Annotated in this window: 13 protein-coding genes and 1 pseudogene; 10 read left to right on the top strand and 4 right to left on the bottom strand. The window is 64.7% G+C overall.

Features of this window, described 5'->3' with window-relative positions; translation table 11 throughout:
• Positions 1-60: 60 nt before the first annotated feature.
• Genes QQK63_RS11015 through QQK63_RS11005 form a run of 3 tightly spaced genes read left to right on the top strand, consistent with a single transcriptional unit; the run spans position 61 to position 4234 of the window.
• Positions 61-1089: a cysteine synthase A gene (locus QQK63_RS11015; RefSeq protein ID WP_277822692.1), complete on the top strand. Its 1029-nt coding sequence runs from the start codon at positions 61-63 to the stop codon at positions 1087-1089.
• Positions 1086-3518: a DUF3772 domain-containing protein gene (locus QQK63_RS11010; RefSeq protein ID WP_277822690.1), complete on the top strand. Its 2433-nt coding sequence runs from the start codon at positions 1086-1088 to the stop codon at positions 3516-3518. Before QQK63_RS11015 ends, QQK63_RS11010 begins: the two co-directional genes overlap by 4 nt.
• Positions 3518-4234, top strand: coding sequence for an alanyl-tRNA editing protein (locus QQK63_RS11005; protein WP_277823021.1), 717 nt, complete (start codon positions 3518-3520; stop codon positions 4232-4234). The genes QQK63_RS11010 and QQK63_RS11005 overlap by 1 nt, the downstream gene beginning before the upstream one ends.
• A 167-nt stretch (positions 4235-4401) precedes the next feature.
• Here QQK63_RS11005 and mmsB read toward each other — a convergent pair whose 3' ends face one another.
• From mmsB to QQK63_RS10990, 3 genes are read right to left on the bottom strand one after another with little or no spacing between them, the layout of a single operon-like run.
• Entirely contained in the window at positions 4402-5274 is an 873-nt protein-coding gene (gene mmsB / locus QQK63_RS11000; RefSeq protein ID WP_277823019.1) for a 3-hydroxyisobutyrate dehydrogenase, read from the bottom strand.
• A 17-nt stretch (positions 5275-5291) separates the two neighbouring features.
• Positions 5292-6326 carry an enoyl-CoA hydratase/isomerase family protein gene (locus tag QQK63_RS10995; protein WP_277822688.1) on the bottom strand — a complete coding sequence of 345 codons (1035 nt, stop codon included), beginning with the start codon at positions 6324-6326 and terminating at the stop codon, positions 5292-5294.
• Positions 6327-6365: 39 nt separating this feature from the next.
• A complete protein-coding gene (locus QQK63_RS10990) occupies positions 6366-7508 on the bottom strand; it encodes an acyl-CoA dehydrogenase family protein (protein ID WP_277822686.1) in 1143 nt (380 codons plus the stop codon).
• A gap of 180 nt (positions 7509-7688) precedes the next feature.
• On the opposite strand from QQK63_RS10990, the gene QQK63_RS10985 reads away from it, so the two are divergent.
• On the top strand, positions 7689-8114 hold the full coding sequence (locus QQK63_RS10985) for a YkgJ family cysteine cluster protein (protein WP_284283209.1): 426 nt from the start codon (positions 7689-7691) through the stop codon (positions 8112-8114).
• On the opposite strand, the gene QQK63_RS10980 is transcribed toward QQK63_RS10985, so the two are convergent.
• Positions 8098-9597: a CoA-acylating methylmalonate-semialdehyde dehydrogenase gene (locus tag QQK63_RS10980; RefSeq protein ID WP_277822682.1), complete on the bottom strand. Its 1500-nt coding sequence runs from the start codon at positions 9595-9597 to the stop codon at positions 8098-8100. The genes QQK63_RS10985 and QQK63_RS10980 overlap by 17 nt on opposite strands.
• A gap of 161 nt (positions 9598-9758) precedes the next feature.
• Between QQK63_RS10980 and QQK63_RS10975 the strand changes: the two genes are divergently transcribed.
• From QQK63_RS10975 to QQK63_RS10950, 6 genes and pseudogenes are all read left to right on the top strand, one after another.
• The gene (locus QQK63_RS10975) at positions 9759-10646 is read left to right on the top strand and encodes a LysR family transcriptional regulator (RefSeq protein WP_277822680.1); all 888 of its coding nucleotides are present in this window, start codon (positions 9759-9761) and stop codon (positions 10644-10646) included.
• Positions 10647-10737: 91 nt separating this feature from the next.
• Positions 10738-11172, top strand: a complete 435-nt coding sequence (locus tag QQK63_RS10970; RefSeq protein ID WP_277822678.1) for a CBS domain-containing protein — start codon at positions 10738-10740, stop codon at positions 11170-11172.
• An 84-nt stretch (positions 11173-11256) separates the two neighbouring features.
• Positions 11257-11754 carry a pantetheine-phosphate adenylyltransferase gene (gene coaD, locus QQK63_RS10965; RefSeq protein ID WP_277822677.1) on the top strand — a complete coding sequence of 166 codons (498 nt, stop codon included), beginning with the start codon at positions 11257-11259 and terminating at the stop codon, positions 11752-11754.
• Between the two features lie 17 nt (positions 11755-11771).
• Positions 11772-12272: a peptidylprolyl isomerase gene (locus tag QQK63_RS10960; protein WP_277822675.1), complete on the top strand. Its 501-nt coding sequence runs from the start codon at positions 11772-11774 to the stop codon at positions 12270-12272.
• Positions 12265-12852 (top strand): peptidylprolyl isomerase, encoded by a 588-nt coding sequence (locus tag QQK63_RS10955; RefSeq protein ID WP_277822673.1) that lies wholly within the window; start codon positions 12265-12267, stop codon positions 12850-12852. Before QQK63_RS10960 ends, QQK63_RS10955 begins: the two co-directional genes overlap by 8 nt.
• A gap of 140 nt (positions 12853-12992) precedes the next feature.
• Positions 12993-13865, top strand: a pseudogene (locus QQK63_RS10950) (ABC transporter permease); the annotation flags it as partial.
• Positions 13866-13940: the final 75 nt, after the last annotated feature.

Below are 13940 nucleotides of genomic sequence, written 5' to 3'. Positions count from 1 at the left end.
GGCGCGCGCCCCTATCCCTTAGGCCTCATTACCGGCTTTCGCCGCAAAAGGGTCCGACCGATGAACGTTCATTCCGATCTTGCCGCCGCCATCGGCAACACCCCCCTGATCCGTCTGCGCCGCCTGAGCGAGGAAACGGGTTGCGAGATCCTGGGCAAGGCCGAGTTCCTGAACCCCGGGCAATCGGTCAAGGATCGCGCGGCGCTTTACATCATCCGCGATGCGGTGGCCAAGGGGATGCTACGCCCCGGTGGTACGATCGTCGAGGGGACAGCGGGCAACACCGGGATCGGTCTGGCGCTGGTGGGGGCCTCGATGGGGTTTCGCACCGTCATCGTGATGCCCGAGACCCAGAGCCAGGAAAAGAAGGACATGATCCGGCTGGCCGGCGCGGAGCTGATCCTTGTGCCGGCGGTGCCCTATTCCAATCCCAACAATTACGTCCGCTATTCGGGACGTCTGGCCGAGCGGCTTGCGCAATCGGAACCCAATGGCGCGATCTGGGCCAACCAGTTCGACAACGTGGCCAACCGGCAGTCCCACGTCGAGATGACGGGCCCCGAGATCTGGGAGCAGACCGAGGGCAAGGTGGATGGTTTCGTCTGCGCCGTTGGGTCGGGCGGCACGCTGGCGGGTGTGGGCATGGCCCTGCAACCAAAGGGCGTGAAAATCGGGCTGGCCGATCCCGAGGGGTCGGGGCTTTACAAGCTTTATACCGGGCGCGAGGCGGGCGGTGACAGCATCACCGAAGGGATCGGGCAGGGCCGGATCACCGGAAACCTCGAAGGGTTCACGCCCGATGCCTGCTACAAGATCCCCGATGCCGAGGCGCTGCCCATCGTCTTCGACACTTTGGCCGAGGAAGGTATCTGCCTTGGCGGGTCGTCTGGGATCAACATGGCAGGCGCGGTCCGCATGGCGCGCGAAATGGGGCCGGGGCATACGATCGTGACGATCCTGTGCGATTACGGCACGCGCTACCAATCCAAGATCTTCAATCCCGCCTTCTTGCGGGAAAAGGGGCTGCCCGTGCCGGAATGGCTGGTGCGCGGTCCCGCCGATATTCCTGACGTTTTCGAGGATGCATGACCTTTAGACTTCTTTTCCCGTTCCTTCTGTCGCTGTCGTTGATCCTTTCGCTGCCCGGTGTCGGTGCGGCGCAGGACACCGGCGCGCCACCGCCAGCGGCGGCTGGCGAGGCCGTTGCCATCGATTACGTCGCGTGGGAGGCGGCGGCGACGCGGGCCGAGAACCTTATCGCCGCGGGCACGGCCTCGACCGCGTTTCTTGCGAACCTCCGGTCGACGCTGGCGGAATGGCGGGCGCGGTTCCTGCAAGGTCAGACCGCGAATGCGACGCGGATCGACACGATCCAGGCGCAGATCAACGCGCTGGGGCCGGCCCCGGCGGAAGGCGCGAGCGAACCCGCTGCCATCGCCGAGCGGCGCGCGCAACTGACCGAGCAATTGGCCGCGGCGCAGGTGCCGCGCGTAACCGCCACCGAGGCCTTCAACCGCGCCAATGGCCTGATCGGCGAGATTGACACGATCCTTGCCGCGCGTCAGGCGCGCGCGCTTTTGGAACGCGACCCCGCTCCGGTGAACCCGTTGCATTGGGGTACGGCCCTGACGGCACTGGCCGACGTGGCCATGGTTCTCGAACGTGAGATCGAGGGCAAGATCGAGGAACACCGCCGCGCCGATCAATCGCCGTGGGACCGGTTGCCCTTTGCCGGGCTTCTCGGATTGATCGCGCTCGCGCTCTTGACGCGGAGCCGGTATTTCGTGGGCCTTTGGACGGACCGGTTGCAGGTGCAGGTGGGGGTGCGGCGCGGCCGGATCGCGCTGGCCTTCCTTGTTTCGCTGTTGCAAGTGCTGCTGCCGATGATCGGCCTGATCCTGTTCGGGGCGGCAATGGTCACGATCGACGTGCTCGGGACCTCTGGCAGCGCGCTTTTGTCGAGCGGGATCGCGGTCTTTGTGTCGATCTTCGCGGCGCTTTGGCTGGCAGGGCGGCTGTTCCCGGTGAACGAGGATACGCCGGGCGCGCTGGGGGCACCGCTGGAGTTGCGTCCCGCGCTGCGGCGGGCCGTGGTGACGATCGGGATCTTCCTCGGGCTGGGCGGGTTCGCTGAAACCTTTTCGACGCTCGATGCCGTGCCGCTGGAGGCACGGGGGATGTTCGTTCTGCCCATCTATCTCGGACTGGCTTGGGGCTTTTACCGGCTGGCCGCGCTGATCCGGCGCGTGCGCCGTGCCGAGCTTGCGGGGGCCGGTGCCGAGGAGACGAGCCCGGAATCGGGATTTGCGGGGCGCAGCATCGCCATCATCGGCCAGCTTTTGCGGCTGGTCGCCGTGGCCGGGCCGCTTTTGGCGGGTGCGGGCTACCTGAACCTGACGGGCGCGATCATGACGCCCACGGCCATGACCCTTGGTCTGATCGGGGTGCTGTTGGCCTTGCAGGGGCCGATCCGTGATCTTTACGCGCTGGTGTCGGGCAAGAGCTATGAAGAGGCTGCGCAAGCGCTGTTGCCGGTTGTGGTGAACCTGCTGCTCATCCTTGCGGTGCTGCCGGTGGTGGCGCTGATCTGGGGCATGCGGCCAGAGCAATTGGGCGAAATCTACGAGCGCCTGTCGGCCGGGTTCACCTTGGGTGAAACGCGGATCACGCCCGGCATCGTCTTGGCTGTCATCCTTGTCTTTACCATCGGGCTTTTCGCGACCCGGATGGTGCAGGGCGCGCTGCGCAGCACGGTCTTGCCGCGCACCAAGATGGATGTGGGCGCGCGCAACGCGGTGACATCGGGCATCGGCTATGTCGGTATCGCGCTGGCGGCCGTGATCGCCATCACCACGGCGGGGATCGACCTGACCGCGCTTGGTGTCGTGCTTGGTGCGCTGTCGGTCGGCATCGGTTTCGGTCTGCAGAACGTGGTCAGCAACTTTGTCTCGGGCATCATCTTGTTGATCGAGCGGCCGATTTCGGAGGGTGACTGGATCGAAGTCGGATCGACCATGGGGATCGTCAAGGCGATCTCGGTCCGCTCGACCACGATCGAAACCTTCGACAAGACCGATGTGATCGTGCCCAACACCGATCTGATCGCAGGCACGGTGACGAACTGGACGCGCGGAAACACCATCGGGCGGGCCGTTGTGCTGGTGGGTGTTGCCTATGGCAATGATACGCGCCGGGTGCAGCAGATCTTGCTCGATATCGCGCGCGCCCATCCCGATGTGTCGAAATATCCTGAACCCGGGGTTGATTTTCTGGGGTTCGGGGCCGACAGCCTCGATTTCCGTGTGCGGATGATCTTGCGCGACATCAACAAGCTGGTGGCGGTCAAGACCGAGGTGAACCACCAGATCGCGGAACGCTTCAAGGCCGAAGGGATTGAGATTCCCTTTGCCCAGCGTGACATCTGGCTGCGCAACCCCGAGGCGTTGCGTCCGCCCGCCGAGGCCGCGCCGCGGCCGCCCGAGGCCCCCGCTTCGCCTGAAAAGGATCAACTGGCATGATGACCGAGCCCCTGTTCCTGAGCGATCCCTACCGCAAATCCGCCGCGGCGCAGGTGATCGCGCTGACGGAGGAGGGAGGCATCGTGCTGGATCGCACGATCTTTTATGCACGCGGCGGAGGGCAGCCCGGCGACAGCGGCACGCTGGATTGGGAGGGCGGGCGGATCCCGGTCGCCACGGCGGTGAAGGGCGAGGGCGCGGCCATCGTGCTGGTGCCCGCCGAACCCGGGCGGCTGCCGCCCGTGGGGGCAGAGGTGAACCAGCGCATCGACTGGGACCGCCGCCATGGCCACATGCGTATTCACACGGCGCTGCATCTTTTGTCGGTGGTGATGCCTTTTCCCGTAACGGGGGGCGCCATCGGCGCGGACAAGGGACGTCTCGATTTCGACATGCCCGAGGCACCCGAGGACAAGCTGTTGATCGAAGGCAAGCTGAACACGCTGGTGACGCGGGATCTGCCCGTGAGCGTGGATTGGATCACCGAGGCCGAGCTTGACGCCAACCCCGGCCTCGTCAAGACGCTGTCGGTCCAACCGCCGCGTGGCGCGGGCCGGATCCGGCTGATCCGGATCGGTGAAGGGGCGGGGCAGGTCGATCTGCAACCCTGTGGTGGCACCCATGTCGCGCGCACCGGAGAAATCGGAAAGCTCGCCATCGGCAAGATCGAGAAGAAGGGCCGCCAGAACAGGCGGGTCACGATCGAACTGGCCTGAGATCTGGGAAAAGCGCATGTCCGCAGCCCGGCAGGGCGGCGTGAGGTGCACCTGAACTTCGGTGCCGTCCCGCCGGGCTTTTTACGCGGACATATCTTGGAGTGTCAGATGCAAAGTGCCACAAATCGGCAACATCTCCAAGAAAAATTTTTCCAGCCTCTTGGTGTCTAGCTGCGGCCCCGCGCCTCGAACCGGGGCAGCATGGCCGAGAAATCGCGGCCACGTCCGTCCTCGTCCTCGACAAAGCGCGCGTAAAGCTCTGCGGCCAGTGCACCCATGGGCGTGTCGGCATCGGCGCCTTCGGCAGCGGCCTGGCTCAAGCGCAGGTCCTTGAGCATCAGGTCGGCTGCGAAGCCGGGCTTGTAGCCATTGTCTGCTGGGCTTTTGGGGCCGACGCCGGGGGCCGGGCAATAGGTGTTCATCGACCACGACTGGCCCGAGGAGGTCGAGACCACGTCGAACATCGCCTGTCGGTCGAGGCCCAGCTTGTCGGCCAGTGCGAAAGCCTCGCATGTGGCGATCATCGTGACGCCGAGGATCATGTTGTTGCAGATCTTGGCGGCCTGTCCGTTGCCCGAGGGGCCGCAATGCACGGCCTTTTGGCCCATCACGTCAAACAAAGGGCGCGCGATGGCGAATGCCGCGTCGCTGCCGCCGACCATGAAGGTCAAGGTTCCCGCGGCCGCCCCGCCGACACCACCCGACACCGGCGCGTCAAGCGCACCAAGGCCCGCAGCCTCGGCCATGGCCGCGACCTCGCGCGCGCTGGCCACATCGACGGTGGAACAATCGAGAAGCACCGCGCCCTTCGTCATGGCCGGGATCAGTTCGGCGGCGACCGCCTTGAGGATCGTGCCGTTTGGCAGCATGGTGATGACCACCTCTGCCGTGTGGGCCGCTTCGACGGCGCTGGCAGCCATGATCACGCCCTCGGGCGCGGGGGCCGCGGTGTCAAAGCCCGCCACGCTATGGCCCGCGGCCACCAGATTGGCGGCCATCGGCGCGCCCATATTGCCCAACCCGATGAACCCGATCTTCATGGCCTTCGCCTCTTTGTTCATAGTTTCAATCCTTGTGCGCCGAGCGGCATCAACATGCCCGCCACATCGGCCGGAGGCACGGCATCAAGCGCCTCGTGCCGCCATTTCGGTGATTTGTCCTTGTCGATGATGGCCGCGCGGATGCCTTCGAGAAAGTCACCCTTTTCCATCGCGCGGGCAGTAAACCGGTATTCCTGTTCAAGCGCATTCTCGATCGTGTCGCGTAGCCGGGCGCGATGTACCAATTCGATCGTGCAGGCGACCGCAAGCGGGCTGCCCCGGTCCATCATCTGCTGCGCGCGCGCCGCAAGCGGGCTGTCGGTGACGCGCAGGACGTTGAGGATGTCGCGGATCGTTTCGCCCGCGAAAATCCAGTCGATCCCGTCTTGCTCGGCGGCAAGCGGGCTGGCGGGCGGGGGCAGGGCGGCGCGATCGACCGCTTCCCAATCGCCGGTGGCGCAGAGTGTGGCAATGAGGGCGGGCCAGTCGCTGCGCGGTATGTAGTAATCGGCGAATTGCGCATGGATCGCATCGCCCGGTCCCATCCTCGCCCCAGTCACGCCAAGGTATTCCCCCAGCCGTCCGGGCGCGCGCGACAACAAAAGCGTGCCGCCCACATCGGGAATGAGGCCGATGCCGCATTCAGGCATGGCGATCTGGCTCGTCTCGCAGACCACGCGGTGGGAGGCGTGACACCCCACGCCGACGCCACCCCCCATGGTGAAGCCCTGCATCAGGCTCACCACGGGTTTCGGGAAATGAAAGAGCCGCGCGTTCATCCGGTATTCGTCGGCCCAGAAACGCCGCCCGTAATCGTAATCGCCCGCCATGCCCTTGGCATGCATCTGTGCGATATCGCCGCCCGCGCAAAAGGCCTTGTCCCCCACCGCGTCGATCACGATCAAGGCTACGGCCTCATCCTCGGCCCAATCGATCAGGGCGGCATCTATGGCGCAGCACATGTCATGGCTCAGCGCATTAAGCGCTTGGGGCCGGTCAAGCGTGATGCGCCCCGCGCAACCCTCGACCCGGATTTCGATCCCCTCGGTCATGGCTTCATCTTTCCATAAATATGCAAACCCGCCCGCCCTTCAGCGCGCGGCCAGCATCTGGCGCGCCACGATCAGGCGCATGATCTCGTTCGTGCCTTCGAGGATCTGGTGAACGCGCAGGTCGCGCACCAGTTTTTCGATGCCGTAATCCGCCAGGTATCCGTAGCCGCCATGAAGTTGCAGGCATTGGTCGACGACGCGGCTGCCGGCCTCGGTCACGAATTTCTTGGCCATGGCGCAGGCCTTGGTCGCGTCAGCCGCGCCGGTGTCGAGCTTCCAGGCCGCTTGGCGCAACAGCACGGTTGCCGCCTCCAGCTCGATCTCCATGTCGGCGAGGCGGAATTGCAGGGCTTGGAACTGGTCGATGGATTGGCCGAAGGCCTTGCGCTCGGCCATGTATCCCAAGGTTGCGGAGAGCGCGGCGCGGGCTGCCCCCAGCGAACAGGCCGCGATGTTGAGCCGCCCGCCATCGAGCCCCGCCATGGCATAGCGGAACCCGTGGCCTTCCTCACCCAACAGGTTTTCAGCAGGCACCACGCAGGCGTCGAATTGCACCTGCCGCGTGGGCTGCGACCGCCAGCCCATCTTGTCCTCGAGCCCGCCGAAGCTGAGCCCGGGCGCGCCATCCTCGATGATCACGGCCGACACGCCGCGCGGTCCGGCCTCGCCGGTGCGGCACATCACGATATAGGCATCCGAATAACCACCGCCCGAGATGAAAGCCTTGGTCCCGGTCAAGGCGTAGCTGTCATTCGTCCGTTCCGCCCGCGTCTTGAGCGCTGCCGCATCCGACCCGGAACCGGGTTCGGTCAGACAATAGGAAAAGAAGCTTTCCATCGTCAGTGCGCGGGGCAGGAACCTTTCCTGCAGATCCTCCGAGCCATAAAGCTCGATCATCTTGGCGCACATGTTGTGGATCGACAAAAACGCCGCGACCGAGGGGCAAGATTGACTGAGCGCCTCGAAAACCAGTGTCGCTTCTAGCCGGGACAGGCCCGATCCGCCCTTGTCGGCGGAAACGTAGAGCCCGCCGAAACCCAGCTCGGCCAGCTTGGGCCAGAGTGCGCGGGGGATCGTGCCCTCGCGTTCCCATTCGCGGGCATGGGGCGCGATCTCGGCCCGGCCCACGTCGCGGGCCATGTCGAATACGGCCTCCGCCTCCGGCGACAAAGCGAAATCCATCCCCGCACCTCCCCTTTGCGTTTCGTGGAATTGAACGCTTGTTTAATTTCCGACTGTTGCAGCAGTTTTGCAAGCCCCGCGACCCCCATTGCGAGCCGTCATGCGCAGGGATATATCGCCCCTCGGCGCATCGCGGGCGGCATCGGGCCGGCCCTGCCGGCGCATCGCACGGGTGCCTCGGTGTCCTCCCCCACATATGATTGCACGGCCTGCGGGGCCTGCTGCTTTGGCGGTCACGACCGCTATATCGCGATTCTACAGATGGATCAGGGGCGTCCGATCCCCGACAGTGCCACGAATGAGATTGACGGGCGGCGCTACATGAAAATGTCCTGCGGGCATTGCGCGCAACTGACCATCACGCCCGAGGGCCAGACGCTGTGCGCCATCTACGAGGATCGACCCGAAGCCTGCCGCGCCTTTCGGGCAGGCAGCTTCGAATGCCTCAAGGCGCGCCAGCATCGCGGGGCAGAGGCTGAAGGGTTGCGCGCATTCGCCATGGCGCGAAAGGGAACGGCGCTGCCCCCGGAGGAGACAGCGCCGCCGATGATCACGGGGCAGGGGCTTGCCCTGCCCTCGGCCGATCCGCTCAGTCCATCGCCTTGAAGTTGAAGGCGGCCCCTTCCTTGATGCCCGAAGGCCAGCGCGCGGTGATGGTCTTGGTGCGCGTGTAGAACCGGAAGGCATCGGGCCCGTGCTGGTTCAGGTCGCCGAAGCCCGATTTCTTCCAGCCCCCAAAGGTGTGATAGGCCAAGGGCACCGGGATCGGCACGTTGATGCCCACCATCCCGATGTTGATGCGGTTGGCGAAATCGCGCGCCGTGTCGCCATCGCGGGTGAAGATCGCGGTGCCGTTGCCGTATTCGTGGTCCATCGCAAGGCCGATGGCTTCCTCGTAGCTTTTGGCGCGCACGGTCGACAGGACCGGCCCGAAGATCTCGGTCTTGTAGATGTCCATGTCGGGGGTCACGTGATCGAAGAGATGCGCGCCCACGAAATAGCCGTTCTCATAGCCTTGCAGGCTGAAATCGCGGCCATCGACGACCAGTTTCGCGCCTTGCGCCACGCCGGTTTCGACAAGGCGCAGGATGTTGGCCTTGGCGGCCGCCGTGACGACAGGGCCGAAATCGACATCGTTGCCGGCGGTATAGGGGCCGACCTTGAGCGCCTCGATCCGGGGGACCAGTTTCTCGATCAGGCGGTCGGCGGTTTCATCGCCTACGGGAACGGCCACGGAAATCGCCATGCAGCGTTCGCCCGCTGCCCCGTAGCCTGCGCCCACCAGCGCATCGGCGGCCTGATCCAGGTCGGCATCGGGCATGATGATCATGTGGTTCTTGGCACCGCCGAAGCACTGGCTGCGTTTGCCGTTCGCCGTCGCCCGGCTGTAGATGTATTGCGCGATGGGGGTGGAGCCGACGAAGCCCACGGCCTGGACCGCCTCGTTGTCGAGGATGGCGTCGACCGCTTCCTTGTCCCCGTTGATGACCTGCAAAATGCCATCGGGCAGTCCCGCTTCCTGGCAAAGCTCGGCCAGCATCATCGGGCAGGAGGGGTCACGCTCGGACGGTTTGAGGATCATCGCATTGCCCGAGGCCAACGCCGGACCCATCTTCCACAGCGGGATCATGGCGGGGAAGTTGAAGGGCGTGATGCCCGCGACCACGCCCAGCGGCTGGCGCATGGAATACATGTCGATGCCGGGGCCCGCGCTGTCGGTGAATTCGCCCTTCAGCAGATGCGGCGCGCCGATGCAGAACTCGATGACCTCAAGCCCGCGCTGCACATCGCCCTTGGCGTCGGGGAATGTCTTGCCGTGTTCGCGGCTGATCGCCTCTGCCAGCTTGTCCATGTCGCGGTTCAAGAGGCGTACGAGTTCCATCATCACGCGCGCGCGGCGCTGCGGGTTGGTGGCACCCCAGGCCCGCTGCGCCTTGGCGGCGCTGGCAACGGCGGCGTCAAGCTCTGCCTTGGAGGCGAGGGCGACCTGCGCCTGCACCTCTCCGGTTGCGGGGTTCATCACGTCGGCGGTGCGGCCCGAAGTGCCTGCCACGTGCTTGCCGTCGATCCAGTGTCCGATCTGCTGCATCTGTCCCTCCCTTTGGGTGATCCGTGTCTCATCCATACTCTAGCCTTGCAGGAATGTCGGGAAAAGCGGCAGGTTGCCAAAGTCGTTTTGCGAAATTGCAAGATGGCGGTGCACAGGCGGGCCGAAAACTGCGGCTTTGCGCAGGGGCGGGAGAGGGTGGCATGAACTGGGACGATCTGCGCGTGTTTCTGGCGGTGGCGCGCGCCGAAGGCCTGTCGGGGGCTGCGCCGCGCCTGAAACTCGACCCGGCCACGGCCGGGCGCCGCATCGCCCGGCTGGAACAAAGCCTTGGCGCCGTGCTTTTTGCCCGCTCGCCCCAAGGTTACACCCTGACGGAAGCCGGTCAGCGGCTGCTTCCTCGCGCCGAGGCGGCGGAGGCCGCGCTGTCCGAAGGGCTGGAGGCCGGTGACGGGGCAGGGCGTCTGTCGGGCACGATCCGGATCGGCGCGCCGGATGGCTGCGCCAATTACCTTTTGCCACAGGTCTGTGCCGCCATCGGGGCCGATCATCCCGACCTGGATATCCAGATCCTTGCCCTGCCGCGTGTCGTGAACCTGTCGCGCCGCGAGGCGGATCTGGCGATCACCGTATCGGCCCCGGCCACCCAGCGCCTGAGCGCCGAGCGTCTGTCGGATTACCGCCTGTCGTTGGCCGCGTCGCGCGATTGGCTGGATCGGCACGGAACACCCGACGGCCCCGAAGCACTGAGAGGTGCGCGGATGATCGGCTATATCCCCGACATGATCTTTGACGCGGAATTGGATTATCTGGCCGGATTCGGCGTGGCCCGGGTGCCCATGGCTTCCAATGCCGTTTCGGTACAGCTCAACCTTGCGCGCGCGGGCGCGGGATTGGCGATCGTGCATGATTTCGCGCTGCCCTTCGCACCGGGGCTTGTGCGCGTGCTGCCCGATCAGGTGCGGCTCACGCGGACCTTTTGGCTTGTCACCCATGCAGGTCCGCGCGATGCGCGGCTTGACCGGTTCACCACGCTATTGCGGGACGGTATGCGCACCGAGATCGCGCGGCTGGAGGCGCTTGTCGCCTGAGGCGCGCCGTTTTCCTTGACAGATCAACCCATGCGGGTGGACGCTGCCCGACAGGGGACGGAGAAACGACAACCACCAAGGGAGGTTTGCCATGCTGGTTCAGCAGATCCTGAAATCCAAGTCCGACGATGGCGTGGTGACGATTGCACCGGGCACAAGCCTTGCCGATGCCGCCCGCCTTCTGGCGCAGCGCCGCATCGGTGCGGTGGTGGTCTCGCCGGATGGCAAACGGGTCGCAGGCATCTTGTCGGAGCGCGACATCGTGCGGGAACTGGCGAACAAGGGCGTTGGCTGCATGGCCGAGAGCATCGACGGCGTCATGACGCGCGAGATCGTGACCTGCGGACGCAACGACAATTCCGATGCCGTGCTTGCCCTGATGACCGAAGGGCGGTTTCGCCACCTGCCGGTCGTCGAGGCTGGCGAGATGGTGGGCCTCATCTCCATCGGCGATGTGGTCAAGGCGCAGCTGTCGGAATTGGCCATGGAAAAGGAAGCGCTGGAAGGAATGATCAAGGGCTTCTGAGACCTGCGACGCGCGAGGGGGTTGCATCGGCGCGCGCCCGGTGATTGGGTCGCGCCCGCAATGGACCGGCGGCAGGGACAGGCGATGCGGATAGGGCTTTACCCGGGCACTTTCGACCCGATCACCTTGGGTCATATCGACATCATCAAGCGGGCCTGCCTGCTGGTGGATCGGCTTGTGATCGGCGTCGCGATCAACCGTGACAAGGGTCCGCTCTTTACGCTGGAAGAGCGCGTGGCGATGGTCGAGGCGGAATGCGACAAGCTTTCCGAAAAGACCGGGACCGAGATCGTGGCCCATCCGTTCGAGAACCTGTTGATCGATTGCGCCCGCGATGTGGGGGCCTCGATCATCATTCGCGGCCTGCGGGCGGTTGCCGATTTCGAATACGAATACCAGATGGTCGGCATGAACCGGAAACTGGACCATTCCATCGACACCGTCTTCTTGATGGCCGAGGCCGACCGGCAGGCCATCGCGTCGAAGCTGGTCAAGGAAATCGCCCGTCTCGGCGGCGATGTGTCGGCCTTCGTCACGCCTCCGGTCAAGGTGGCGCTGGACGTGAAATATCCCAAACATTGAGACAGGAGACTTGGCGCATGGCCGAGATCAAGGACCCCGAGAACACGATTCTCATCGAGCTGAAGACCGGAACCGTGGTGATCGAGCTGATGCCCGCCATCGCGCCCAAGCATTCCGAGCGGATGAAGGAACTGGCCCGCGAAGGTGCCTATGACGGCGTGATCTTCCATCGCGTGATCGAAGGTTTCATGGCCCAGACCGGCGATGTGGAGCATGGCAAGGACGGCGGCAATATCCGCCGCGCAGGCACCGGTGGATCGGACAAGCCCGATCTTCCGGCCGAATTCTCCGGTATCCCGCATGATCGTGGCACGCTGGGTGCCGCGCGGTCGTCGAACCCCAATTCGGCCAACAGCCAGTTCTTCATCAACTTCAACGACAACCATTTCCTGAATCGGCAATACACCGTCTATGGCCGGGTCATTTCGGGCATGGAACATGTCGACCAGATCACGCGGGGCGAGCCGCCCGCGAACCCTGACAAGATGATCTCGGTCAAGGTTGCCGCCGATGCGTAAGGCGTTTGTTGCGGCCCTTGTCGCTGCTCTTCCGGGGGCGGCGCTGGCCACGGGTCTCGAGATCGATGTCGCGGGCGAGGCCGAGGGCACGATCGTCATCGACCTGTTCGAGGATGTGGCCCCGCTCCATGTCGAACGGATCACGACGCTGGCCAGCGAAGGTGCCTATGCGGATGTCGTCTTTCACCGCGTGATCGACGGGTTCATGGCGCAGACGGGCGATGTGGAATTCGGCCGCGCCGGTCAGGATATGCGCTATGCGGGCATGGGCGGTTCGGATTACCCGGATCTTCCGGCGGAGTTTTCCGACATCACCTTCGACCGGGGTGTTGTGGGTATGGCGCGGGCGCAGAACCCAGACAGCGCCAATTCGCAATTCTTCATCATGTTCTCGCCCGGCCCGTTCCTTGACGGGTCCTACACGGTCGTGGGGCAGGTGGTGGACGGGATGGACGTGGTCGACGCGATCAAGCGCGGCCGCGGCCAGAACGGCGCGGTGATCGGCCAACCGGACCGGATGGTTGCCTTGCGTGTCCGCGCCGACGATCCCGTCGCGCCCGCCGAGACAACCGGCAATTGATCGTTGCAAGGGCAGGCGCGCAAAGTGCCTGCCCGTTATCCCGGCGCATTCCGCCGCGTTCGGGCTGCAGTGCAGCAATCCCCTTGCGGGCGGGGCTGAAATCCGCAACGTGGTGAGAAACGTGGCGCGGGGGTACGCGAATGGGTGAGGTTGCCGGAATCGGCAAGTTGATGCGCAGCGAGGCGGGAAAGGGTCTGACCCTGATCTCCCCCACCTTCGTATACGCGCTTCTGCTGCTGGCGGCGCCGCTTGCGATGATCCTACTTCTGTCCTTCTGGACGCAGGAATTTTTGACCATCGTCCGCGATTTTCAGCTCGGCAATTACCAAGAGGCGCTGAGCGACCCGATCTACACTGCGCTGATGCTCCGCTCGCTCCGGATTTCAGCCACGGTGACGCTGGTTACGGTGGTTCTGGCCTTTCCGGTCGCCTATTACATTTCCTTTCACGTTCGGCACGAGCGCAAGTCGCTGTGGCTTTTCCTGATTACCATCCCCTTTTGGACCAGCTACCTGATCCGGGTGTTCCTGTGGCGGGTGATCCTTGCCTATGACGGGCCGGTGAACAGCGGGCTGCTGGCGCTTGGTGTGATCGACGAGCCCTTGGGCTGGATCCTCTACAATGCGAATTCCGTGGTGATCACGCTGGCCCATGCCTATGCGCCCTTTGCCATCCTGCCGATCTTCGTGGTGCTGGAAAAGATCGACCGGTCGCTCCTCGAAGCGGCGCGTGATCTGGGCGAAAGCCGCGCAATGGCGTTCTTGCGCGTTACGCTGCCGCTGGCGATGCCCGGCGTTCTGGCGGCCGTCTTGATCGTCTTCATTCCGACCGTGGGTGATTACGTCACGCCGCAGTTGGTGGGCGGTTCGGGCGGGTTGATGATCGCCAACAACATCCATGCGCAGATCTTTGCCTTCAACAACCGGCCCATGGGCGCAACGCTGGCGGTTCTGGCGATGCTGATCGTCGCGATGACGCTCCTGTGGGGCATCAGCCGTTTGCGGTTCTGGCTGTGGCTTGCCGATCGCATGGGTGGCGGCATGCGGGGCGGCGCAATCGCCCTTGGCGCGGCTGTCGCGGAAATCGCA

The sequence above is a fragment of the Roseicyclus marinus genome, from assembly GCF_030163795.1.
Classification (GTDB): Bacteria; Pseudomonadota; Alphaproteobacteria; order Rhodobacterales; family Rhodobacteraceae; genus Roseicyclus; species Roseicyclus marinus.
This window is presented reverse-complemented; position numbering and strand designations above follow the sequence as displayed.